The sequence below is a fragment of the Ensifer sp. ENS02 genome (assembly GCF_014851885.1).
Taxonomy (GTDB): Bacteria; Pseudomonadota; Alphaproteobacteria; order Rhizobiales; family Rhizobiaceae; genus Ensifer; species Ensifer adhaerens.
Map to the genome: position 1 here is coordinate 124,380 of NZ_JACVAO010000002.1, position 22,226 is coordinate 146,605.

Annotated in this window: 20 protein-coding genes; 6 read left to right on the forward strand and 14 right to left on the reverse strand. The window is 60.9% G+C overall.

The annotated features are described in order from the left end of the window. Positions 1-40 precede the first annotated feature (40 nt). Genes IB262_RS05055 through IB262_RS05065 form a run of 3 tightly spaced genes read left to right on the forward strand, consistent with a single transcriptional unit; the run spans position 41 to position 4,040 of the window. Positions 41-1,603, forward strand: a complete 1,563-nt coding sequence (locus IB262_RS05055; protein ID WP_034803694.1) for an undecaprenyl-phosphate glucose phosphotransferase — start codon at positions 41-43, stop codon at positions 1,601-1,603. Next, a complete protein-coding gene (locus tag IB262_RS05060; protein ID WP_192493408.1) occupies positions 1,600-2,844 on the forward strand; it encodes an O-antigen ligase family protein in 1,245 nt (414 codons plus the stop codon). The genes IB262_RS05055 and IB262_RS05060 overlap by 4 nt, the downstream gene beginning before the upstream one ends. 2 nt (positions 2,845-2,846) lie before the next feature. Continuing rightward, on the forward strand, positions 2,847-4,040 hold the full coding sequence (locus tag IB262_RS05065) for a glycosyltransferase (RefSeq protein ID WP_112771278.1): 1,194 nt from the start codon (positions 2,847-2,849) through the stop codon (positions 4,038-4,040). Positions 4,041-4,137: 97 nt separating this feature from the next. Here the strand turns inward: IB262_RS05065 and IB262_RS05070 are convergent, their stop codons facing one another. The 3 genes from IB262_RS05070 to IB262_RS05080 form a co-directional block, all read right to left on the reverse strand. Then, positions 4,138-4,431, reverse strand: coding sequence for a hypothetical protein (locus tag IB262_RS05070; protein ID WP_112975698.1), 294 nt, complete (start codon positions 4,429-4,431; stop codon positions 4,138-4,140). A 469-nt stretch (positions 4,432-4,900) separates the two neighbouring features. After that, positions 4,901-5,893 (reverse strand): non-homologous end-joining DNA ligase, encoded by a 993-nt coding sequence (gene ligD, locus IB262_RS05075; RefSeq protein WP_246802588.1) that lies wholly within the window; start codon positions 5,891-5,893, stop codon positions 4,901-4,903. Between the two features lie 32 nt (positions 5,894-5,925). Further along, positions 5,926-6,219, reverse strand: a complete 294-nt coding sequence (locus tag IB262_RS05080; protein ID WP_192493409.1) for a hypothetical protein — start codon at positions 6,217-6,219, stop codon at positions 5,926-5,928. A 754-nt stretch (positions 6,220-6,973) separates the two neighbouring features. Here IB262_RS05080 and IB262_RS05085 point away from each other — a divergent pair. Then, positions 6,974-7,240: a hypothetical protein gene (locus IB262_RS05085; RefSeq protein ID WP_192493410.1), complete on the forward strand. Its 267-nt coding sequence runs from the start codon at positions 6,974-6,976 to the stop codon at positions 7,238-7,240. Between the two features lie 35 nt (positions 7,241-7,275). On the opposite strand, the gene IB262_RS05090 is transcribed toward IB262_RS05085, so the two are convergent. From IB262_RS05090 to IB262_RS05110, 5 genes are all read right to left on the reverse strand, one after another. Then, the gene (locus IB262_RS05090; RefSeq protein ID WP_089044062.1) at positions 7,276-7,644 is read right to left on the reverse strand and encodes a hypothetical protein; all 369 of its coding nucleotides are present in this window, start codon (positions 7,642-7,644) and stop codon (positions 7,276-7,278) included. 101 nt (positions 7,645-7,745) lie between these two features. Next, entirely contained in the window at positions 7,746-8,102 is a 357-nt protein-coding gene (locus IB262_RS05095) for a hypothetical protein (RefSeq protein ID WP_192493412.1), read from the reverse strand. A 10-nt stretch (positions 8,103-8,112) separates the two neighbouring features. Further along, positions 8,113-8,433, reverse strand: a complete 321-nt coding sequence (locus tag IB262_RS05100) for a cell wall anchor protein (RefSeq protein WP_192493413.1) — start codon at positions 8,431-8,433, stop codon at positions 8,113-8,115. A 28-nt stretch (positions 8,434-8,461) separates the two neighbouring features. After that, on the reverse strand, positions 8,462-8,986 hold the full coding sequence (locus tag IB262_RS05105; RefSeq protein ID WP_192493414.1) for an N-acetylmuramoyl-L-alanine amidase: 525 nt from the start codon (positions 8,984-8,986) through the stop codon (positions 8,462-8,464). An 82-nt stretch (positions 8,987-9,068) separates the two neighbouring features. Continuing rightward, complete coding sequence (locus IB262_RS05110) at positions 9,069-10,259, reverse strand: polysaccharide biosynthesis/export family protein (protein ID WP_192493415.1); 1,191 nt, start codon at positions 10,257-10,259, stop codon at positions 9,069-9,071. Positions 10,260-10,514: 255 nt separating this feature from the next. Between IB262_RS05110 and IB262_RS05115 the strand changes: the two genes are divergently transcribed. Continuing rightward, positions 10,515-12,059 carry a class I SAM-dependent methyltransferase gene (locus IB262_RS05115; protein ID WP_192493416.1) on the forward strand — a complete coding sequence of 515 codons (1,545 nt, stop codon included), beginning with the start codon at positions 10,515-10,517 and terminating at the stop codon, positions 12,057-12,059. A gap of 42 nt (positions 12,060-12,101) precedes the next feature. Here IB262_RS05115 and IB262_RS05120 read toward each other — a convergent pair whose 3' ends face one another. From IB262_RS05120 to IB262_RS05145, 6 genes are all read right to left on the reverse strand, one after another. Beyond that, a complete protein-coding gene (locus tag IB262_RS05120; protein ID WP_192493417.1) occupies positions 12,102-14,786 on the reverse strand; it encodes a tail fiber domain-containing protein in 2,685 nt (894 codons plus the stop codon). Positions 14,787-14,854: 68 nt separating this feature from the next. Next, complete coding sequence (locus IB262_RS05125) at positions 14,855-17,014, reverse strand: hypothetical protein (RefSeq protein ID WP_348646890.1); 2,160 nt, start codon at positions 17,012-17,014, stop codon at positions 14,855-14,857. Between the two features lie 50 nt (positions 17,015-17,064). Then, the gene (locus IB262_RS36640; RefSeq protein WP_348646884.1) at positions 17,065-17,319 is read right to left on the reverse strand and encodes a hypothetical protein; all 255 of its coding nucleotides are present in this window, start codon (positions 17,317-17,319) and stop codon (positions 17,065-17,067) included. A gap of 167 nt (positions 17,320-17,486) precedes the next feature. Next, positions 17,487-18,089, reverse strand: coding sequence for a hypothetical protein (locus IB262_RS05135; RefSeq protein ID WP_192493419.1), 603 nt, complete (start codon positions 18,087-18,089; stop codon positions 17,487-17,489). Next, on the reverse strand, positions 18,089-18,853 hold the full coding sequence (locus IB262_RS05140) for a hypothetical protein (protein ID WP_192493420.1): 765 nt from the start codon (positions 18,851-18,853) through the stop codon (positions 18,089-18,091). Before IB262_RS05140 ends, IB262_RS05135 begins: the two co-directional genes overlap by 1 nt. Before the next feature lie 2 nt (positions 18,854-18,855). Further along, positions 18,856-21,678, reverse strand: coding sequence for a phage tail length tape measure family protein (locus IB262_RS05145; protein ID WP_192493421.1), 2,823 nt, complete (start codon positions 21,676-21,678; stop codon positions 18,856-18,858). Positions 21,679-21,735: 57 nt separating this feature from the next. Between IB262_RS05145 and IB262_RS05150 the strand changes: the two genes are divergently transcribed. Next, the gene (locus IB262_RS05150) at positions 21,736-22,224 is read left to right on the forward strand and encodes a hypothetical protein (RefSeq protein WP_192493422.1); all 489 of its coding nucleotides are present in this window, start codon (positions 21,736-21,738) and stop codon (positions 22,222-22,224) included. Positions 22,225-22,226 lie beyond the last annotated feature (2 nt).

Here is a 22,226-nt window from a genome sequence, read left to right on the forward strand (position 1 = left end):
TGCTATCCCGGCTGAGGGACTTCAGCGCCGGAAGACAGCCATGAACAAGTTTGACCGCCCGGGTTCGTTCGATCCCGAAGCGCTTCGCAAGAAGATTTCGGAAATCCGCGCCCGCGCGCCCGGCGAAATGCCGGGCGAAACAACGACCACGGATCTCAATCCGCTGGCGCGGCAGATCGCCGAGCAGTTCAGCGCCGATACCTATTCGCCTGCGATGATCATGGGGCTGATGCGCCTGTTCGAATTCAGCGCGCTCTTTACGATCGGCTATGCCATCAACGCGCTCTACGTCCAGCCGGGCTTCGAACAACTGCCGCTGTACCTGGCAATTCTCGTCGGTGGTTCCGCATTGGCGGTCGCCGCCATGCAGATCGCCGACACCTATCAGATCCCGGCGCTGCGCGCCTGGCTGCGGGTGATGCCGCGCATCCTCGCCTCCTGGGCCATCGCGTTTGGCGGCATCGCCATCGCGCTGTTCTTTCTGAAATCCGGTCACCAGTATTCGCGCGTCTGGTTCGGCGGCTGGTTCATCGGCGGCGCAATCTTTCTGATCGCGGAGCGCGCCTTCATCGCCTATTCCATCCGCCATTGGGCCCGGAACGGTACGATGGAACGCCGCGCGGTCGTCGTCGGCGGCGGCCAGCCGGCCAAGGACCTGATCCGCACGCTCGAGGACCAGCCCGACAACGACATCCGCATCTGCGGTATTTTCGACGACCGCGACGAGCGCCGCTCGCCCAATGTGATCGCCGGCTACCCGAAGCTCGGGACGGTCGACGAACTGGTGGAATTCGCCCGCCTGGCGCGCATCGACATGCTGATCATCTCGCTGCCGCTGACGGCGGAGAAGCGCATTCTCCAGCTTCTGAAGAAGCTCTGGATCCTGCCGGTCGACATCCGGCTCGCCGCCCACGCCAACAACCTGCGGTTCCGCCCGCGCAGCTACTCCCATGTCGGCGATGTCCCCATGCTCGACATCTTCGACAAGCCGATCGCCGATTGGGACTCGGTCGCCAAGCGCGGCTTCGACATCTTCTTCAGCCTGGTCGCCCTCGTGCTTCTGTGGCCGATCATGCTCGGCGCGGCGATCGCCGTCAAAGCGACGTCCCCGGGCCCGATCATCTTCAAGCAGAAGCGGCACGGCTTCAACAACGAGACCATCGAGGTCTACAAGTTCCGCTCGATGTATACGCATATGAGCGACCCGACGGCCCGCAACGCCGTGACCAAGCGCGACCCGCGCGTCACCCCCGTCGGCCGTTTCATCCGCAAGTCCTCGATCGACGAGCTGCCGCAGATCTTCAACGTGCTGAAGGGCGAGCTGTCGCTCGTTGGGCCGCGGCCGCACGCCGTGCTCGCCCAGACCCAGAACCGAACCTATTCCGACGTCGTCGAAGGCTATTTCGCCCGCCACCGCGTCAAGCCCGGCGTCACCGGCTGGGCGCAGATCAACGGCTGGCGCGGCGAGATCGACAATGACGACAAGATCCGCCTGCGCACCGCCTTCGACCTGCACTACATCGAAAACTGGTCGTTGCTCTTCGATCTCAAGATCCTGTTCCTGACGCCGTTCCGGCTTCTCAATACCGAGAACGCCTATTGAGCACCGTCGATTCAGGTCGGCTCCCGATCGCTCGCCCCCAGCTCGCGGCGCTCTCGCTGCTCGGCTCCGGGCTCGTCGCCTTTGCCGTGTTTCTCTCCGGTTTCGTCATTTTCGAGCCGGCACCCTATGAGCTGTTCCTGGTCGCGCTCATCGGCCTTTGGGCGCTCGTGGGCCTCAAGATCTCGCGCAGCGTCGCCCCGCTGCTGACGCTTCTGACCCTGTTCATGGTCGGCGGCATCCTGTCCCTGACGGTCATGACCGACCTGACGAAGGGGCCGATGTACATGGCGGTCTCGGGCTTCCTCGCGCTCTCCTCGGTCTTCTTCGCAGCCATCATCGAGGACCGCCACGAACGCTTGCGGCTGATCTTCAATGCCTGGACGGCGGCGGCCATCATCACCGCCCTGCTCGGCATCCTCGGCTACTTCGGCGCCGTGCCGGGCGCGGAAAGCTTCACGCTCTATGGCCGCGCCAAGGGCGCGTTCCAGGATCCGAACGTCTTCGGCCCGTTCCTCTCGGTGCCGGCCATGTACCTCATCCACGGCATCCTCACGCAGCCCATCCAGAAAGCCCCCCCGAAGATCGCCGCGCTGATGGTGCTGGCGCTTGGCGTCTTTCTTTCGTTCTCCCGCGCAGCCTGGGCCCTCAACCTCTTCTGTGTCGTCGCCTTCGTCTTCGTCATGCTGCTCAAGGAGCGAAACGGCCTCTTCCGCCTGCGGATTCTGGTGTTGGCTCTCGTCGGCGGGATCATGATCGTCGGCGCCCTCCTCGTCGCGCTGCAGTCCGAGCAGGTCGCAACACTCTTTTCCAGCCGCTCGCAGCTGGTGCAGGATTATGACGGCGGCCACCTCGGCCGCTTCGATCGCCATCGCCTCGGCTTCCTGATGTCGATGGAAAAGCCGCTCGGCATCGGCCCGATGGTCTTCAGCACGATCTTCCCGGAGGATGAGCACAACGTCTGGCTTAAGTCGCTGACGTCCTACGGCTGGCTCGGCTTTGTCAGTTACGTGACGCTGATCGTCTGGACGCTCTCGCTCGGCTTTCGCTTTCTGCTGCTCAACCGCCCTTGGCATACCTATCTGATGATCGCCTGGGTCGCCGTTCTCGGCCATGTCGGGGTCGGCAATGTCATCGACACGGACCATTGGCGCCACTTCTATCTGCTCATCGGAATCATCTGGGGATGCGCCGCCCTTGAATATCGCCATCGCCGGCAGGCGCGCGCCGGCCGGAGCTCCTGACCATGGAACATCTGGTTCCGCGCCGGTCGCCGGCCCCTCCCCTGAAGCTCCTGCAGGTGCTGGAGCCGAGCGGCGGCGGCTCGGGCCGGCACTTCCTCGATCTGTGCCGCGGCATGCACAAGCGCGGGCATCACGTCGAGGCCGTCTATTCGCCGGTGCGCGCCGAGGAAGGTTTCGTTCGTGAACTGAAGGCAATCGGCCTGCCTGCCGTACACGCCGTCAACATGAAGCGCGCACCCGGACCGTCTGACGTCGGCTGCTTTCTCGAACTCCGCCGCATCATGCGGGCCAACAGTTTCGACATCATCCATGGCCACAGTTCCAAGGCCGGTGCGCTGACACGCCTGCGGCTGCCTGGCTCTCATGTTCCGCGGATCTACACGCCCCACGCCTTTCGCACACTGGACCCGACGCTCGGCCGTGGTGGACGGTTGATCTACGGCACGATCGAATGGGCACTGGCCCGTTTCTTTACCGATCACCTGATCTGCGTTTCCGACGACGAGTTCCACCATGCGCTCTCGCTGCATATGCCCGAGAAGCGCATGTCGGTGATCGTCAACGGCGTGGCACCGCCCTCATGCGAAATGGCGCAGACGCTGCGCGCGAGCTTCGGGATCGCGCCGGACGCTTTCGTCTTCGGCTTCGTTGGACGACTTTCCGCACAGAAGGCGCCGGAACGGCTGATCGCAGCGTTCAAGAGTGTCGCAGCTTCCGTCAGAAACAGCCACCTGGTCATGGTCGGCAGCGGCGAGCTCGAAGGTGACCTTCGCAAGGCGATCGCCGAAAGCGGACTGCAGAACCGCATGCATTTGACCTCCGCCTTCACCGGCCCGCAAGCCGTTCCCGCCTTCGACCTCCTGGTGATGCCAAGCCGCTACGAGGCCATGTCCTATGTGATGCTCGAAGGGGCCGCCGCCGGCAAGGCGATCATCGCAACCGACATCGGTGGCGCGCGCACGGTGATCGAGGACGGGCGGAACGGTTATATCCTGCCCAATAGCGACGACACGTCCGCGCTCGCCAAGACCATGATCCAGGCGGCGGAGCCCGAAACCTTCAAGGCCCTGTCGGCTGGCGCCGAAAACCTGAAGGACCGCTTTACGCTCGCCGTCATGCTCGATCGCACAGAGGCCCTCTACCAGAAGGCGGCCTCAAAGCGGCAGACGGTCGACCTGCTCCAGTCAACCAGGTAGCGCAGAAAGAACGACGTGATTGCCGCGTTGTATTATCGGGAAACAAAAAAAAAGAGGCCCTGCTGAAGGACCTCTTTTGCTGCGGTCGCAGGATCGCCTAAGGCGTCGACCCTTCTGCGCCCGAACCGCCACCGGTATCGGGATTTGAACTCGGCGCCCCGGTATCACCGTTGGCGCTTGCGGTGCCGGTATCAGGGTTGGAGCTCGGAGCACCGGTGTCCGGGTTGGAACTCGCTGTACCCGTATCGCCCGGCGAGCCGGTGGGCTGGCCCGGAACGAGGATGACGGCGTCGTCTGCACGGGCAGTGCCGGACGCCGAGATGAGCGGCATTGCCGTCAGGGCCGAAAGCCCGAGCAACGACGCGGCAAAAATCTTCGAAAACGTCTTCATTACATTTCCTCCTTTGGCAGACAGACGCCCGCCATGAGGCCATTCCATCACTTTCGCGAGGACGGCGATCGACCCCAGCCGCGTGGACCATCGCACCGGAACGAGGCATTTTAGCGATTTCCGATGGGCGATAAATTTTGTCAGGCGCAAGCGACAAAACCGCATCCGATCTCGGAGCAGACACGGTGGGCCAAAGCGAAACAATCAGCAGGCGTTTGAGATTTTTGCCGGGGCAATGGGTGCCCGAATGCGCGATTTTACGCGTGGAACTGCTGGCTACCGCCAGCCGCCAATTGCGGTAGCGCTGCTGTATGACTGAAATCAAAGAGGAAAATGGTCGGAGCGGCGGGATTCGAACCCACGACCCCTTGACCCCCAGGAGAGGCGTCTACTATCCACAAAGCCTTGTAGCGCAGGCTGTTGCGCCCGGTCTATCTGCTCGCTTCGGGAATTATTTCGGGACTCTGCGTCACGGCTTTGCATCCGCATCAATGCTAAAGATCGGAAACTCGTCGTCGTTTCGCTGCTGAACGCCCTTGAACGAAGGGTGTCTCAGTTTACCATCTTGCGTCCAGGCGCGATACTCGATGGTGGCCACGAGCAGCGGCTCGGCGAAGATGGCGCCCTTGCGCTTCAAGGTAACCGGCGGCCGCTTCGCAGGGATCGCGTCGAGCAGTTCGCGCAGCTGCGCCGATTCCTTATTGCTCCACCCGGTACCGCATCCGCCGACATAGACGAGGCCGTCGCCCTTCCTTGCTGCCAGTAGCAGCCGGCCGATCGCGCCGGGCACGGTCGAGCGCTCATAGCCTACGATCACAAAGGTATCCCGCCGCGCGCATTTGATTTTGAGCCATTCCGGCCGACGACCGGATCGATATGGGGCGTCCCGCCGCTTCGCGATGATGCCTTCGAGCCCCATCTCGCAAGCGATCTTGAAGAACTCGGCGCCGTCGGCGTCCACCTCCTCCGAGAAGCGGATCGCGCCAGTCCTGCCGGCGACGATCGGCTCGAGCAGACGGCGGCGCTCGGACAGCGGATGCATTCGAAGGTCTTGGCCGTCGAGATAGAGGAGATCGAAGGCATAGAAGATGATTTCGCCGGCATCGTGCAGGCTCGGCTTCTTGCCGACGGCACGCTGCAGCAGTCCGAAATCGGAGCGCCCCTGGTCGTCGAGCACGACCGCTTCGCCGTCCAGGATCATGGAAGCGTGGCCGAGCTCGCGTGCCTCGGCGACAATCAAACCGAACTTCTTCGTCCAGTCGTAGCCGCCGCGCGTGATCGCCCTCACCTCGCTTGGTTCGACATGGACGGCGAGCCGATAACCGTCCCACTTCACCTCAAAGGCCCACTCCGGACCCTTCGGCGGATTGTCGACGAGGGTTGCAACGCAAGGATCGACGCGGCGGGGCATCGGCTCGGGCAACGTCGCGGGAACAGATTTCTTTCTGAGCGTTTTAGCCATGACGAATTAACGCATGAAACCACGAAAACGTCTCACTCGCTTTTCATCCGTCGCAGGCACCAATCCCAATAGGTCTCGACCATCTCCGTCGCCTCGCGCGCGGTGTCGCAATAGCCTTGGTTCGGCGTCGGCGAAGATCCTTTGAAAGTCCGAGGGACAGACCCGGCCCATTGCCAGCGGCCAGCCGTCGGGCCGGCCAACTCTTTCCGGATGCGGCCGATGTAGCCGATGCCATCAAACCCGAGCCAATCGAAGTCGGTCGGTGGGTCGTTGGCGTCTAGTTCGGTGCGGCGCCACTGGTATTTCGGCTGATAGGGCTCGGTCACGGATTAAACCGTTCACGCCCGGCTGCTTTGCATATCCTTCGCCAAACGATTCCGCCCAGATTGGGGATCGTGAGCAGTTCGGCGCAAGGTATGTTCCTCAACTCCTCCGCAGTCTCATATCCACGGATTTTGAGTTCATGCAGAACAAAAAGTGGCAAGTTCAAGTCTGTGAGTTTCGTGACCATTCCCGCATCAGATCACGCTTCCGCACGCCGCGCAATTTGTAGACTCCAAAAGGCTCGGAACTAGTCGCCGCATGTGATAGTCTTAGAACGAGCCCGAGTGATCCCTTTCGCCTGCTCGGGCTTCTTGGCACAGCACACAATTCGGCCCCGCACTTTGGGGCCATTTTTTTTGCGAAGGCAGGAACTCAATAACGCCGTCGGCGTTTCTCGCCTGTGGCAGCCCTGAGTCCCCCGATCAGGATGACGCCTTCACGATCCGCCCGGATCTGAAACTCATGAAAGTGCCCCATGGCCTCGCTCTCCCCGGCGAGGCCATACTTTTTGGCGGGACCGTTTTGCTCCTCTGAGGAAGCGCCTTTCCCACCCACCCACAATCTGGCATTGTGCGCGGCCGAGAGGGGGAACCTCATGTCCTACGATTGGGAACGTGCCAGGCGTCGACGGTACAGGCACGCGCGGCTCGGGCTTTGATTGCCTTAGCAGCATGACTGGTCGCTCTCGCTTCAGCGCAATAGCCTAGCGGATCTCCCGAATCCCTACCCTTCCTGCTCGATCAAAGGAGGATTAATATGGCCCAAAGCAAGCCGCGAAAGATGAAACCGAGCGAAATACCGGATTTCGTGTCTGAGGTTATCAAGGCCGGTTGTGATATCACCGCCATAGGGCACGACAAGTACGTGCTCGGCGACATTGAAGAGCAGGATGCAGCGATTGATGAGCTTGACCGGATCGGAGAGAAATACGGCGACCGCGATCACCTGAAGCTGCAGATCGTTGCCTATCTCTGGGCAATCGACCGATACATAGAGCTTGAGCCGGAGGTTACACGGCATTAGCCGGCGCGGATATCTCACCGCTGATCGTAAGGGAGCTACCGCCGCAGTTGTCCTTCCCTCTGCCCTGCCTCGATTCGCTGTAGGATCTCGCGCATTACGCGCGTATCGACGGATAGGCTGTTCAACGTGTTCTCTACGGCGCGCATAGAGGTGGCGGCCTCGGCGGCCTGCTTCTCGACGCCGGTGATGCGGAGCTCGTGGTTGTCGAGCAACCGCATGGATGCCTCGAGCGTGGTGACGCGTTTGTCGATCTGATCGAGCGTCCGGGCATGGGCGCCCTGGTTGGAGCTCAAGCGCTCCCATGTGGCGCCCCACGCGACGAGCCCGCCGGCAAAGCCAAGCAGAATCACGACTGTGTTTAGGTTCCACTCCCATTTCCACGCTGGTGCTCTGACGGTTGTCATCTCATCACCCTGTTGCTGCCCCATTATGCCCCTCGTTTTGTCTTCAATGCCGCACTTGATGGAAAAGCCGGCTCCCGAGGTTGAGAGCCGACCGAGATGCCTTATTCGCCTATAGGCTTCCTCGCCGCCCATCGCCCATAAAGAGCGATTGCGCCACCGATTACCGGACCTAGGGCGATTATCAGGTCGATGACCTTGCCCTGCACTTCAGCGGGGAAGGCATAGCCAAATATGCCGAGGACGCCGGCAGACGCCGCCAGGATGGCGCCGAGGGTCACCCGGGATTGGTACCAGGGCTCATTGTTCGTCGCCGAGATGATCTCCGGCGCGATCTTCTCCGTGACGGCGTTGATGATAGGAGCCGCCGCCGCCGGCTGCGCTGGCACGGCCGGATCTCCGACAGCGTTGATGACCGCGACCGCGATCTTCGTCTCGAGATTTTCCTGAGCGGTGTTCATCCCCATTCTCCTAACTGGCTGCCTTGGCTTCACGCATCGCGAGCGTGATGGCGGCATAGGCCTCGGCGGCCTTTACCAGCGCAGTTGCGGCCGTGACGCTGCCCGGGTCTTTGCAGACGGTTTCCAGAGCCGACCACGCGGCTGCCTCGCGCGCTACGGTGCGCGGCTTGATATCGCCGGTGCTGGCGACGATGACGAACGCAGAATGCGCCGTGGCCGCAGCCGAGCAGATCTGAGGCAGGTTCTTCTGGATCGCCGTGTCGATCGATCCGGTGGTGGTGCAGGAGGCGAGCGAGAGCGCCGCCGCTGCTACGAAAAGCAGAGAACGCATATGGTTTCCTTCGATTTTGGGAGGTTGGTTAGAGGCGTGCTTTGACTTCGGCGCGCATCTTGTCGCCGCATGCTTTGGCGCCGATGACGTTCGGCGCGAACGGGAGACGGGTGAAATCCCACTTCCCGGCCTGCTTGATGCCCAGGTTCGGTTGAACCTCGGCATGGGAAAGGATCGTCTTCGAGGTGACCGGGATTTTGTAGAACTCGGCCAGGTGCGCGATGACGTCCATGGCGCGATGCCACTGGGTTTCCGTCATGGGATATTTGCCCGCATGGAATGGACTTTCGATCGCGCCGACCATGCAGGCCAGCGAGACGCCGATCGAACCGGTGTTGCAGCCCCGCGTATGGGCGGCGTAGTCGTCATCGGCAGTGCTCACGTTGTCGGCGATCGTGTGATCACCGCGGACCACGTTGCCGGAGCCCTCGACGATGAAATGGTAATGCTCCTTGTCGAGATCGGATGCTCGGTAGGCGCCGGCGCTCCAATGCGCGATGATACGCGACATCTTCACCGGCTGGAGCCATTCCAGCGGTAGGCGGTATTTCATAGCGATGTCCTTGTGCTGGTTGGAATCAGAAAACCCCGCTCGGAGGCGGGGCTGTTTCAGGTTTGGTTTTGTTGTTCGAGCGTCAGTCGCTCATATCCACGGCGTGGTTCACCGCGCTCACACCAGTGTTGGCCACCTGCAGCGGCTTACCGACTATTCCCAGGAATTTGGAGATGTCTGTCGTGATGTGGCGCGAGACGTATATGATGTCCCGGTTCTTCACCGGGAATGTCTGGCCAGCCAACAGGCTGTCTGGGCGGCTCATGTCAAAACTATAGACCAATGGCACGCGGCCGTATCGATCGGGGTGCATCCCCTTTCGAAGCATTGCGTCGTACCGCGATCTGCCCAATAGAGAGGCTGCAATCTCGGCATCTTCATAGCGGAAAACGAAGAAACCTTGAGCGTCGACCGCTCGATCGTTGCCGCCTCCGCTCATTCCGATAGCCTCAATCAGGCTGAGGTCGCGAGAGCCGAAGGCCATGCGCCTATTGGCTTTGACCGCGCCGAGAACCGTAAACTGTCTCGGATCCTCAACAAGCGTAATCTCGTCGCCCGGCTGAACCCAGATGTTTTCAGCGGGATTACTGATGATCGTACTCATCAAGGCCGTGCCAGATTTATTTCCACGCGTGACGGTAACAAACGTGTCGTAGGTCTCGCCGCGCACGCCGCCTGCCTTTGTGATGACATCGGTGAGCTGCTCACCGGAAAGGTTGAGCGGCACGACGTATGGCAATTTGACAGCGCCGGTGACCGTCACCTTGCGAGACGCAGTATCGAGAGAGGTGACAATAACGTCTGGCTCGACCGCTTTACCCTTCAACGCTTCAACAATTCCCTGCCTTGCCTTCTCAAGGGTGAGGCCGGCAAACCTCACTTCCCCGACATACGGTATGGCAGCCTTTCCGTTTGGCTGCACAACCACTTCGACGTTGGCAGCTTTCGATTTTGAAGTGGAGAACAGGCCGTCGGTCCCAGCTTCGAAGATAGAGACAACAAGGCGATCACCTATTCCGATCGTCGCATTTCCTGGCCTCCCTCCGAAACCAAACCGCTTGGAAAGCGTCGTTTTCGAGTAAGCCGCTATTGTGCCAGCGGATCGGCTGTCGACATTGACGATCTCGTACACGGTAGCGTTGTCGCGGCGCAGTTCTTCGGGGGATTTCCCGGCATCGGAAATGATGGCGCCAGTTAAGGGCCCTTCCCCGGGCACTGCTGACTGGCAGGATGCGAGGGCCGACACGAGAAACAGGGCAACAATGCGCTTCAAACCACCAACTCCTTTAGTAGTTGCGCGCATTGATGAGCAAAGCTTGCCGGAGTTTCAAGCCCCGTCGCTACCCCTTCCAAAAATAAGAGCGACGGTATGCTCATCACCGAACGTCGTCCCACGGGCTTTGCCACTTGAACGTGCCACCTTGTTTGTGACAGTAGTGTGACAGACGCGGTCAGGAGGAGGCCGTCATTCCCGGAGAATGGGCTCCTCGCCTGACATTTGAGCACCTGAAAACCGGACGAGCTAGCTATGACTCTCTTTATAGACCCGAACAACGTGGATTTCCGCCTGGCTCAAGACAGCGGAGGATCGATCGCCGTTAAGCACACGCCGCCACATGTTACTTTCTCTGGTGAGATCAATTCCGTTTCCGGGAATACTGTCCTTGTATTGGACGCCGCCATGCGCTTCGTAGCAGCCTGTCCTCTGCATTCAGAGACGTTTTCGTTCCAGGCGAGCGATCTGATCCTCAAGACGATGACCTGGCCCCTCAAGGCTTACCTCTATACCGACCGGCTGAATACAGCCGTCCCGATGAACGATCTTCCTTCGCCTACTGGATCGAGCGCCGACGCTGTGCCGTCGTTCAGGGACCGCTATAAAGAGGCCGTTGTCGACGCCCTTAAGCATAAGTATTCCAGTACGTCGTCTGAAGGCGGCATCAAGACTGGGAATGGATATCAGTCGGTCGACCTTGACGACCTCGATACGTTGGGCGGTCGCCCGCACCGGAACGTCTTCTTCGACCACATCGACTTCAAGGGGAAAACCGTCCTTGATATCGGCGCCAACACCGGGGAACTCTCGCGCCTCGCTCGGCATCGCGGCGCGGATCTGGTTGACGGCTATGAATATGATCCCTTCTTCGTCGAGACTGGCCGAATGATCAACGGCGCCCTCGGGATGACGCGCGTGTCCTTGTTCCAAGGCGACGCCACCCAGCCCGTGTTCTACGAGCGCAAGAAATACGACATCGTCCTCACGTTCTCGGTCTGGGTCTATACCCATAAGATGCTGGACCGCCTTGCTGATGTGACGGACGTAGTGTTCTTCGAGACCCATACTCTCGATCACGGCCTTGGTATGTACATTGAGCCGATGACGAAGCACTTCCCGTTCTTCAGGGTCGTGGGCTACGACATCAATCAAGATATGCGGAAAAGCCGCGGCGTCCTCGTCTTCGCGAAGACGGAAGCGCAACTCAACCGGACGCTGGTGCTGCCGTCCATCTCCACTGAGATGTATTGCGATCACGACTTCTTCGACAAATGGGGCAAGACGACTTCGGACGGACTTGCACAATATGTCGAACGAGTGTGGTCGATCACCTCCAAGTTGAGCAATCCCCGCTTTGGCTTCGGCACTCAGTACTTTGAATTCTTCCTTGCGGGCTATCACGAATATCTCAAGTCGGGCGCCGTCACGGTCGACAACATCTTTGCCAAGAATTATCGCAAGGCGATCGAGGAAGGCCGACTGGACGGCAATCTGAAGCATCTCGTGAAGAACGACGAACTCCTAACCCAGAAAGTCGCAGCCAAGTTCGCCGATATCGACAACATCGTGTCGGGCAACCATGCGATGGTGGCACCACCTACAATACGCCCAGGTAAGGGCGATTTGAGATTCCGCACAATCGGAGGAAGGAAGTTCACGGCGGTAGACGTCGACGGGCACCACCGCCTATTTATCTATCAGCTCCTCGGCTATCCGTCCGTAGAGGTGCTGATGCGTGAAAACCTGCCTACGAAACAGCAGACCGTCAACACGGCATACGTTATGCCCACCGTCTAAAAGGTGGGATTGGTGCCGCCTTCTCAGGGCGGCACCAACAGCTTACTTGCGCAAGCGCTTCAACTCACGGCGCATTAGCGCCGCTTCCATGACGAGAGCTTCTTCGTATCGGATTGCCCACCGGTCGCCGGCCGGCACGACGAGCACCCTCTGGGTTTCGACCACCGGCTCTTCGCGTGTGCCTATGAGCTCCTCGATGGTGCCATCATCACGTTTGATGTAGTCTACGAGTGGCACCGATTGCATCAGCGGCTGGCCATCGTCATCGAAAACGGCCACCAGCCGGTCTTCGTACTCGTCATCCCATTCGTCATGGCAGAGTAGACCGTACTCCGTCGCATCCAGGCCGCGGGCCTCGAATTCTGCTTTCACCCGCTGCGCGATGACGCCTGTGTGCAACCTAGCCCCGTCGACAAATCGATACTGCACCCACTCAACAGCCTCCCAAGCATCTAGCACCTCATCGGGAATAGGTCCTATTTCGGTCTTGAGACGTTCATCTGAGGTGTTGATCGTGCCGGTACCGGCGTAGACCGTGTTGAACCGCTTGGACGCATTACCAAGGTTGACCGCATTGTCGACAAACGGGATGACAAATGCTCTATCAGCAGAGAACCTGAGCATTTCTGTTCCGCCGATGTAGAGCGCCAGGTTTTGGCTAACGGCGCCACTCGTTTGCGAAGCGCCGATAAAGGCGCCGTTGCCGTCGTTGCCGGCGACCACCCCTGCCGCACCAGTGTTGGTGCCGCCGAAGAAGGCCGAGCACCCCGCCTGCCCGTAGTAGGTCCGCGCAGCATTCGCGACCACAGCTCCTTCAGGGACTTTGATCCCGCCCGTGGTCACCCACAGATGACGCTCAGCCAGCGAGAAATAGGCCGTTGACGAGACCTGCGTATGCGGGCCGACGAATTTTCCACCAGCCCAGTTCCCTGAATTTAGCACCGGAGGGACAGCAGCGATTTCATGCGTGTTGTCGACGAAAGTGCCGGGATTGTAGGTGTTGCCGCTCGCGTTCACGAGCGCGATGTCTGCCGTACCAGCACCGGCCCCGTTCGCGTCGACCGTTCGGAACGTGCACCCGACGACGGCCACGTTAAACACGTAGTTCGTCGATACGTCTCCGCTTGTATCCAGCATGATGCCGTACGTGGTGTTCGCATCCAATTGGCACCCGATGACGCGCGTCATCTTCGAAGCGAGCGGCTTGTTGATGGTCAAACCAACGCTGTTCGATCGCTCGATCTGGCAGAACTGAAAACGGGAGCCGTAACCGTTGTCGACGACGCCCTTGCCGCCGGTGAACTGGCAGTTGGCAACATCACTATCGGACCAGTCGATATTGCAGCTTCGCTGGGTGCCGGCATCAAGCAACCGAATGCCGACCCGGCGCATGCAGTTCGTCCAGCTGTTGTCGCCCGGAAAGTTCTTGACCGAGTAGAAGCCGCCGGTCGCTGATACCGTCGTCTGCAGCCGGAAGTCTTCAAAGAGCATGTCAACACACCCTTTGAACTTCATCATCCAGTCATAGGTACCGAGTGACCTGAGAACGAAGCCCGTAACGCGCGAATGGCTCGAGACGTTCACAGCGTCTTTCGTCCGAATGCACGCTACGCCAGTGCCGGAAAAGATCAGCTTGGGAGCCGAGGTCGATTGCGCATCATCACTATTGGCGGCCGAAAAACCGATGATCGACGTGAAGCGGTTTGTGAGCAATTCGCCATGCAGCCGGTAGCTGCAGTTTGAACGGGTTAGGAAAACGCGATCGCTGAAATCCACCGCCGCCTGGAATGCGGCGAGGTCGTTAGTACCGCCTCCTATCGTTCCGTCGCTGTCGCCCTTCGCACCGAACATTTCCGGCGTGACAGCGTCCATCGTCAGCGCATACCAGACAACACTTCCGATACCCGCGAGCGTGATGGCAAACTTACCACTGTGCGACGGCTCAGAGGCGACCTTTTTGTAGAGCGCGCCCCCCAAGTCTCCGGCCGCGTAATATCCGGCCGTGCGGACGAAATCCGGCGCCACAACTGGATGATAGCTGGCAGTGGCATAGGAGCGGCTCGGCTGCTCAGATACGATCGATGCAGCAATCGATATGACATCGTCACGAGCCGCTTCTGCCGCGGCTTTCGCTGCCTCGGCGCCAGCAAGTATGGCCTCACTTGCTTGATCGCTGATGAGGCGGAACGTGCCCCCAGACAAGATGCCCATGACAATCATGCCAGCAGCAAGGCCGCCTGCAGCAATATCGTTCCCGCTGTTTGTCTTGATCGTTGCGGGCGAAGTCCCGTTGAAGTTCACTGTCACGGGTGAACCGGTGTTCGTTGCGGCAATTTCCATCCAGACCAAAGCCGAAGGGCTGACCGGGATGCTTGTCGTCGCCACGATCGCATTCGGCGTTCCCGCGCCGGCGTCGGAAGCGATGATAAAGCTGTACGGCAGGTCACCGGTTCTAACCCAAAAGCCGAAGCCGGGATCCCCGATTTTTCGATAGACGCCGTTGTTAGCAACAGTCGCGTCACCAAGAACCCATGCCATCGTGAACGTCGGATAGTTCAGATTGGCATCCATCGAAACTTTCGAGACGAAAATGGTCCCCGCGCCGCTAACAAAGGCCGTGATAACGCTTTCAATCCACGTTCCCCATTCCCGTATCCGAGGCTTCATCGGCTGGTCAGGGTTCGAGCTCGGGCCATCCGAAAAGATGGTGTCGGCAAGTTCTACCATTGAGGTTTCCTCATGCGAAGGCGCCCTGCACGATGGCAAGGCAGTTGTGGTTCGGGACTTGGGAGGGGTTAGGTGACGACGGTGGTTACCGACGCCTGGGTGGTTGAGGGCACGCCCGAGATGTTCTCGGCTCCGCACCAATATTTCCAGGTACCGACGCCAGGTGAATCCGTGAAGGAAATCGTCTGGTTGGCGGTGACCGAGTAAGTTCCGATCGTTGTCGCGGCTGCAAAGCTCTGGCCCGTTGTCCCGCGTTTGAAGATGAGGAAACGGGTGTTGTCGTTTGCAGCTTTGGCGCTGATCGGTACGGTCGCGACCGAGTTCGGGGCCGTCAGGTTCGTCGGTGTTCCTGGTGCGGTTGAATCAATCGTCGACGTGATGTTCGCGGTGATCGACCAGTCGGAATATCGACCGCTCGACGCAATGAATGCAACTTGGATGTCCAGCAGCTGGTTAGCTGGGACTGTGGTCGTCGCTAGATCAACATAGCCGCCGGCCGGGACAGCATCTGGGAAGCGTTGCTCGATCCATGCCCCAGGGTTTCCAAGCCCGTCAGCATTTGCGACACGGTAGCGGACGACCGGATTTAGGCTGTTATCATTCGGGTCGATGACAACCACCCGTATGTAAACACTGCCGCTACTCGGCTTCGCTTGAACCAGGTTGATCACTGGCGTCGGCAATCCCGCCGCGTTCGGGGCCGGTGGGACCGGAGGCTGTAGCCCTTCGTCTGTCGCAGGGGTCCAAGCGTCGATGTTGCCCGGGTGCTGAACAATGTCCATCGAGAAGCCGCCACGCGTGATCGACAGCAGCGCCCTCCGATTTTCGATGATCTTGTTGTTCAGCCGGGGCAGACGGTTCGGCGTTTGCAGCCGGTTCCAACGGCAATAGACCGCATTGATGCCAGACAGGCGGACATCAATCGAGCCGCGAACCTTCTCCCGGACACGCAGCCATTCGCGCTTCGCCAGACGTCGGGCCTGCCGCCATTGATGGACCCACGTGTACTCAGCCTCTTGCGCGAGGACGCGGCCGGCTTCCAACTGGGCAGCTGTATCTTCGAAGTAGTCGGTGTCAGCGGTCGCATAATCGATCGCCGGATAGGTGAACTTCGGGATGAGCCGGTTGATCTCGTCCTCAAAGAGCACGTCGTACTGGATGTTGTGGCCGACGATATCAGCGTCGGTTAGCACCCCGCACCGGCTTTCTCGGAACTTCCCGACAGTCAGGATGCGGGCGCCATCGCCACGGCTGACGAGATGGCCGTCGCAGGCGGCGAGGATTGCGTTTGTCGCAGCCTTGGGCCCATTCTCCGTCGTGTCGAACCCGTTGCATTGGTAGCGCTTCTCTGTGCCGCCGCCGGCGAGAGGGACATCCTCGTCGCAGATGTTTGCTTCCTCGATCCATATGTCGAGCACAGGCAAGATCGCCTTGGTGTAGTCGAGCCTTTCCCCGAACTCGTTGAAGCAGAGGTGCCAGGCAAGGATGACGGCGCAGTTTTGCGTCCACACCCATGTCGCCGGGTTTGCCGGGTTCTGAGCCGGGTCGCGAAAATCCCAGCAATAGGCGAGATCGGCCTCAACCGAGACCGAGGGGGCATTGTACGGAAACCGCTTGCTGAAATCCTGTTGCTTCGGCGTGCTGCAGATCATGGCAACAGACGCTTGGCCGTCTCCCCGGTGCGCGTTTGTCCACGATTCCGGGATGCCGGCGACAACATCGGCATAAGCCGTTTCCGGGTTAGCCCCTAGGCGCGAGTACAGCTTAACCGTGCCGTTGCCATATCGACCGTCGGCGAGGCCGTTCACAGTGTTGCCGCTTCCGATCGTGACCTCGTCGTCGTGAAGAAAGTACCGGTTTATGGCTTTGATCCGGTGACCGACGAGCCCCTGAACCGCGAACAGGCGTTTACCCTTCGCTTCCCAGAGCATGTAGGCTCCGGCCACACGGGTCCGGCCGACCCCCCACCAGCGATACGGGATTGCTTGCGTCTTCGGAACTTTGCCGTCCTCTGGCTTCGGCGTTCTGACGCTCGGCGCCAGGAGCAACTGCAGGCCGACAGTCAGGGCCGTAGTCGCGATCGCAGTCGCGGCACCAACGGCAAACGTCGTCAGTGCGGTACCAGCGCCGAAGATCGGCGTGAACAGCGCCGTGAAGATCGGCGTGAAGATCGGATCGAACAGGACGCGGCTGTAGTGCGACGAGCACGCGCGCAAGTCGACCAGCACGCGATGGATGATCTCTTCCGACGGCGCGCTCTCATAAAGGACCTTGAGGCTCAAGCCTTATCTCCCCGGCTCCAAGCCGCAATAAAGTCGCATCGCTTCGCCCTGACGCCGGCCGGCGCAAGGACCGCCCAGAGAGGGCCGAAGCGGATCGCGCCGATTTCCTTGACGGTTCCATCGATGTCGGACGGCGCCAAAATGATGCCTATGTCGCCGGTGACCGGCGATAGGGTGCGTGCGTAGCCGAGCGGCTTGACGCCGTTGTCGATCATCGGGATGAGTCCGCCGGCGCTGGCGACGAACGCCATGGCGCCCTCTTCATCCCGATACGTGCCCCTCACCCGCTCTGCCGGGTCGGTTCCGGTCTGCTCCGCAACCCATGAGGCGCAGAACATGATGCAGTCATCGCCGCCTAGGCCGCCCCATCGGAAGCGATGCGGCAGCTTCAAAAACTCATGAATGTTCATGGGCACCCTCAGGTGTAGTGAGGCCATACTGGCTGGACGCCGCGCGACAGGCGCGCGGTGCCATCACAGAACAGGTCGGTCGGCGATATCGCCTTCTGATGCGGCGAGGACCAAAGCGAGCGCGAGGCCCTCGACCGGGTCGTTTCCCCAGACACAACCGACAAGGCGAGCGCCAGGCTCGGACTGTCGTCCGCTTGGACCATCGGGCTCGATTCCGAGACGTGCGACGAGGTCCCTGTCCAGATCGGAATGATCTTGCTCATCGGCTGGTAGTACTGATCCAGCGTGGTCAGCCCCAGTTGGACCGCCGCGCCACGTAGGGGTGGCAGGCTGTCGAGCATCTTGCCGCCGGTCGCCGGGTCGATACCGGAAACCGAAAACTCCACGCTGTCGGCTGTGCCGTTGACCAACACCTCGAGCGTGGGCACGCCCTGAAGCACCCCTCCACCGAGATAGACAGTGCCCTCCGGGTCGATGCTGTCGAAACCGGTCTGGATGTCGTGGACGCCGAACCACATGTGAAGCGCCGGGTTGGTGGCAATGCGCAAGAAGATGCCCAGCTGATGACTGCCGCGCATCTCCTCGATGACGTCGTCTGGAACCCACCCCATCAGAACGCCTCGGCAAAGGAGAGCGTTGGCCGCGACGAGTAGAAGGCCTCATAGTCCCAGGGCAAACTGAATCCCCTTGGGAACTGCATAACGCACGTCGGTCGCGCCAACTCGACGCGCGTATCGATCACCGCCGCCTCACGAAGCGCCGGTGCAATGCCGAGTTGGTAGTCGACATAGCTGAGATTGACGCCGCCGACGGTTTCGACGCCTTCTGCCACCTTGTGGCTCTCCCAATAGCGGTAGGCGCGCCAGCCCTTCGTCGGGTGGTAAATCGAGAACCAGTCCGACCAGCGCAGCGGCCTGGCCGCCTCGTAGACGCGCATCGAAAGCTGACCGGCGCCGACGGAGGCAGGAGCCGTCAGCTTCCCCCAGACCGTCGCCTGCGAGTAACCGGATAGGTCAGAGAACAGCGCGCCGTCCGAATGCGGAATACCGCTGATGATCGGGCGGCGCTTGCCGTTTATGACCGGGAATGGCCCAATGCCGTCGTTGATGACCGACACGTTGAAGAAGCGGAAGCTACCGTTACCCCGCGCTCCGAGCCAGTTGATGACCTCGTGACGCTCCATGTCGTCGCCCTGCAAGACGCAGCGCTCGTATGTCGCCATTACCCGGCCGCCGCCGCTCATCTCGATCGCGATGGATTCGCCGTTGCCGTTGACGCCCCCATCGATGCCAGAACCCGGAACGTCGAAACTAGCTCGAGTTGGTCGGAGATACTGGATCGGGACGGCGGGCTGATTGATGTATGACCTCGCCATGCTCAGCCCTTCTGCGATGTGTAGCGGGTCTGCGTCTGGCCGAAGCCGCCGCGGCGCTGCTGCTCGTTGTATTCACGCATCGCCTCGCCAACGCCCTGCTGCACCAGCTTGCGGACGTGATCATCGCCATTAGCGCCCATCACGTTGACGTTCAGGTTCGGCGCGCCGGTATTGGCCCGCTGGCCGTTGTTGTCGTTTAGGGCCTGCATGAGCTTGTGGTTGCTCACGACGCCGGAGCCCTGCGGCAGGTTCAGCAGTTCCGGCCCACGCTCGCCGACGATCGAGAGGCCGCCAGGCGCGTTGTTCGTGCCGTTGGCGTAGAGGCCGATGCCGCCGCCCATCCATGCGCTGGCGAACTGCCCCGACGAAGCGAAGATGCTCCGCCCGATACCAGACAGCGCCGATAGCAGACCACCGCCGCCACCAGATGCGCCGGAGGCTAGCGTGGTGCCCAGCTGGCCCAGCCCATTGCCGAACTGGCCGAGGTTGCCGCTGGCCTTCTCAAGGGCGCCGTTGAACTTGGAGACGTAGGCGTTTCCGGTCGTGCCGAGGACATCAGCACCCATCCCACCCTTGCCCACCGAGCCCGGTCCACCGAACCACGCCTGGGCAGCGCCGGACGCACCGTACTTGTCGACATAGCCGCCGAAGCGATGGTTGAAGATCGCATCCTGCGCGCCTTTGTCGGTCAAGAACTCCGAAGCGGACATCGTGCGGCCGAGTGCAGCTTGCGACCAGGGGCCGATGTTGTTGCCCATGACCTGATACGCGCCATAGGCGCGATCACCGTTGCGAGTGATCGGGCCGAGGGCGCCGTAGTTGCCGCTGCTCTCGATCGACTGGATCGCCTTGGCATAGGCAGAGATGCCGCCGGCGGAGCGATTGTCGTTCGCGGCGCCGCCATAGCCTAGGAGCGACCCGAGCGTGGTCGTGGCGCCGTAAACGCCGGAAGTGGCGAACCCAGACGAAGAAGACAGGGACGTGCCGCCGAACAGTGCATTGACGAGCGAGTTGGTCATGCGCTCGATCGCCTGGTCGCTTGCCTTTGCCAGCGCGTTGATCAGAGCGTTCTTGATCGCATCACCGAGCGCCTTGCCAATATCGCCGCCGCTGGACAGCAGGCCATCGCGGAGGTCGGTGATGAACCCGCCGATGAGTTCCTTATTCTGCTCACGCCGCAGCTGGCCACGGATCGCGTTAGCTTCGGGCGAGTTCAGGTTCTCATCGAAGCCGTAGCGGTTGAGCGTGCTCGCGACCTGTCGGTCCATCGCACTGCGCTCGCCCTGGCGCTCCTGAAACGACATGTCGAGCCAGAAATCGGCCTTTGCGTCCTGCGCCTGCCGGTATGCCTTGGTGACGTCGTCGATCTTCTCTTTCTGCTCTTCGAGCTCGAAGAAGTTGGGCCGGCGACCCGGTACCGGGATATCCGTCAGGCGCCCATCGGAATTCAGGATGCGATCCGGATCCGGGTCGCCACTAAGCTCGATGTTCGGGCGACGACCTGGCGTCGGCGCGTTGAACGGCACGAAGTCGGCAGAACGGAACGTCTTGCCGCCTTCTGTGAAGGTCGAGCCGCCGACAATGTCCTGGACGTTGGTCCCGCCGGCGATACCGGCGATCCATGCGAGGCGCGCCTCGCGCGAGGCCTCAATGCTCTTCCGTATCGACTGCGTGATGAGGTCGAAGGCGTCGCGGAAGCCCAGAACCGACTTCACGCCGTATTGGTCGACAGCCTCGGACAGCGCCATCTGAGCGCGGTTGTAGTCGGCGACCGAAGCAGTGCCGTCATCGAGCCTCTCGCGCAGATCACCGAACGCCTGCGAGAAGTCGCGGACAAACGCCGGGTCGGCGTCGGCCCCGCGCAGCGCTCGAACGGCGTCCGCGAACTGGCGGTTGATGCCTTGCAGCTTCTCGCCGAGGCCATCAAGCTCGCGGCCGGCGAGGATCTCAGACGCTTCCTTCCCCTGCGTGATCTTGTCGGCGCGGTCGAGCTCGTCGACGTAGGCACGAAGCTGCGGTACCGCATCGCCCCATAGCGTGGCGGCGCGTCGGATGACGTCGTTCTGTTCTTCGAACAGCTTGCTCGTCTTCTCAGTCCCGCTCTCGGCGGTCGTGAAATACTGGATCAGCGCGGCGGTACCGGCGGTCAAGCCGATGGTGATCAGCGAAACCGGGCTGAGAAGCGACGTGAACGCAGCAGCCAGGCCAGAAACCGGGCGTTCCATCGACCCGACAACCGAGGCAAGCTGAGTGCCCTGCTGCAGGCCAATCATGAGCGGGTTCATGCCCATGGCCGCGGTGACGGCGATGTCCTGGAATTGGAATGCCGCGTTCGCCGAGTTGAAGCTCTGCGCGCCGCCACGGTTGCTATTGGCAGCCTTCACGGCAGAGCCGGCAGCCGTGGCCGACGTCTTCAGCCGCTCGAATGCCTGGCGCTCCCGATCGAGCGCGGCCGTCATCTCCTGCGCGTTGATCGCGCCGAGCTTGTGGGCTCGTTGGATCTCTGTGACCGCCACTTCGTACTGCTGCGTTGCCTGGGCGAGCGGGCGGAACTTGAGCGTGAGGCGCTCGACCTCCATCCGGAAAGCCCGGACGTGATCATCCTGCGAGCCGAATGAGCGGCCGAGGCCATCGACTGCCGGCAGCGCCTTGCGTGCGTCGTCGCCCGCCTTGCCGAGCGCCGCGCCCAAGCCTGCGGCTTCCGCTTCGAGCTTATCGACGGCCTGTGTGGTGCGAGTGGCCGACGCTGTCAGCTTATCAAGATCCGCCGCGGCGGAAGACGCTGGTGTGCTGTCGATCTTGAAACCAAGGGTAGCTTCGGTCACAAGGCTTTACCTTTCGTACCCGCCGGCTATCGTGGCCACAACCAAGAGGGAGGGGCCATGAGACTGCTCTGGGTAAGTTTGATAATGGTGGCCATCGCAGCCGTTGCCCACGCTGAAACTCTAGAGGAGTGCGCGGCAATTCCGGACGATGCTCAACGGGTGGCCTGCTACGACCGGGTGGCGCGGCGAGATCCTTCTAAGACTGTTTCGCCAGAAGCCGCTAAGTGCGAAGCCGCTCTAGTTCAGCGGCTTGTGTCGCCGGCCTCATACAAGCGGGTGGATATCTCGGAGACCAGAACTGCGATGACGATTGAGCAGTATGTTGACATGAGGCTGCTCGAAATTCGAGATCGCAATCTCGCGACCCCTGACCTTGCTATTCCTGAACGCGCCGCTCTTCGAGAAGAGGAAGCCAGGATGAAAGCGTCCGCCGGTCCGGAGACCCCGACGATCGTTGAGATCAGAATTACCTTCGATTCCCAGAATAGAATGGGCGCGCTTATACGCGGCACTGAGATCTGCCCGCCTCAAGTGCTCACGAAGTAAAG